Origin of the sequence: Sulfitobacter sediminivivens (assembly GCF_042611115.2) — a bacterium.
Taxonomy (GTDB): domain Bacteria; phylum Pseudomonadota; class Alphaproteobacteria; order Rhodobacterales; family Rhodobacteraceae; genus Sulfitobacter; species Sulfitobacter sediminivivens.
Map to the genome: position 1 here is coordinate 1 of NZ_JBHGAR020000054.1, position 1,823 is coordinate 1,823.

The 1,823-nt window shown below is 58.5% G+C and carries 2 protein-coding genes; both read right to left on the reverse strand.

Annotation, left to right across the window (positions count from 1 at the left end; all coding sequences use genetic code 11):
• The coding region (locus tag ACEWL3_RS20570; RefSeq protein WP_386185457.1) for a phytoene desaturase family protein at nucleotides 1-1,490 on the reverse strand (1,490 nt) is incomplete at its 3' end.
• Between the two features lie 12 nt (nucleotides 1,491-1,502).
• Nucleotides 1,503-1,823 (reverse strand): MBL fold metallo-hydrolase (locus ACEWL3_RS20575; protein WP_492012011.1); only part of this gene is annotated, 321 nt, incomplete at its 5' end.

Here is a 1,823-nt window from a genome sequence, read left to right on the forward strand (position 1 = left end):
AGCGCGCCTTGAATGCCTTGGCTGACCACATCCTGCCCGGACAGATAGAGCCCATCGATCGGGGTCTTCGCCCGCAGTGCATCGCTCAACACCCGCTCCGGTGTTCCGTCCAGCCCATAAAAGCGGCCCTCGTGGTGACCGGTGATCGCTTCAGTTGCGAGCGGTGTCGAAAGCTCTTTCAGGACGACAAGTTTGGCCGCATCGGGAAATTTCGCGGCAAACAGTGCGAACATTTTGTCTTCCACCTTCTGTTTGAAGGCTTTGTAGTCGGCACCCCGTTCGTCCGAAGGCAGGCTGGCCCATTGTGCGACGGTGCTCCAATCGGTCCAGGTGACGACTTCGCCGGCATATTTCTGATCGGGCCCTGGATCGTGCATTGGATCCTTCAGAGAAGCGAATGACACGAAGAACCCGGGCGGTTCGCCGTCTGGAGCGTCGTCCCAGACGGCGTCTATTTCGCTGCCTGGATAGATCCAGTGGTTGGACCGTGTGGCACCCGCCTCTGTGATGTCGCCTTCGAATCCCAGGAACAGGCTGAAATGGGCGATGGATGGAGGCAGCGCCAGTATTTCGTCGATCCAGTCCTTGTCTCCAAATCCTCTTGGCAGCAAGGTGTTGATTGTCTCGCGCGCGCCGATGTTGGAAATAACGACGTCAGAGCGAATATCGTCGCCCGCAGATGTGCGCACCCCGACGACCTTGTCGCCTTCGGTCAGAAGTGTTTCGACCCTCACGCCAGCACGCGCCTCCCCACCTGCGTTTGTGATTGTCGGGATCAAGTGTTCGGCAAACGCCATTCCGCCGCCCTCAGGATACCATGCGCCGCTTTGCAAATAGCACCCAAGGATCAGGGCATGCATGGCAAAGCTTGCCTTGTGGGGGCGCCCGCCAAAATCTCCCCATTGTGCAGTAAAGGCCGCGATGAGGTCCGGGTTTTGTGTGAGACTTTCGGCGACCTCCTTGGTCGTGCGTTTGCACCACTTGTCGATAGCTCGGTGGTTCCACCAGTCGATCATGTCGCCGACGAACTCTGGCATGGCGCGAGTAGACGCCAGTGTGTACATCGTTTCTCGCCCTTCCCGAAGTGCTTCGATCCACGCCTCGATCGCTTCGGCCTCCTCGGGAAAACGATCCTTCAGGTCGCGTTCCTGCGCCTCGAAGGGGCGCGACAGAGCAAGGGGTGGGGCGTCGCCTAGGTGCAGGTTGTCATAGACTGACCCCATGGGCTCGAAGGCCATCGGCTGATGAGTCAGCCAATCCAGCATCGCGCGCTCCCGGTCGTCCGGCGCAAGGCAGCCCAGATAGTGGATGCCCGCGTCCCAAGAGAAACCATCACGTGAGAAGCTGTGAGTGAGACCGCCCAAGGTTTTGTACTGTTCCAGAAGCAGGACTTTGTGCCCCATTTTTGAAAGCGCGGCCGCGGCCGTCATACCTCCCATGCCGGACCCGACCACAATTGCGTCCCAGTGATTGCTTTTTGTTTCGGTCATTTTGCAATCTCCCTAAAGAATGCTCTCTTTGCGAATGGCTTTTGAAATGGCGGCCTCTGCGTCAAAATCGTGTGAGGCGATAATCGCAAGACCCGACAACCGGCTTCTGAGCCTGCGAACTTTGGCAAACGAGGCAAGCTGCGTTTCCTTGTCTCCGGTGCCGGGAACAATGTCTTGGTCGAGTAATGCAGTCTCATAGGTGAGATCGCCCACCAGCAGGATCGGGTCCCAACCATCCCGTTGGAGCAGCAGGGACATGGAGCCGGGCGTATGCCCCGGCGTTGGCAACAAGATCATGGACCCGTCACCAGCGACATCGTGGACGCCTTCGAA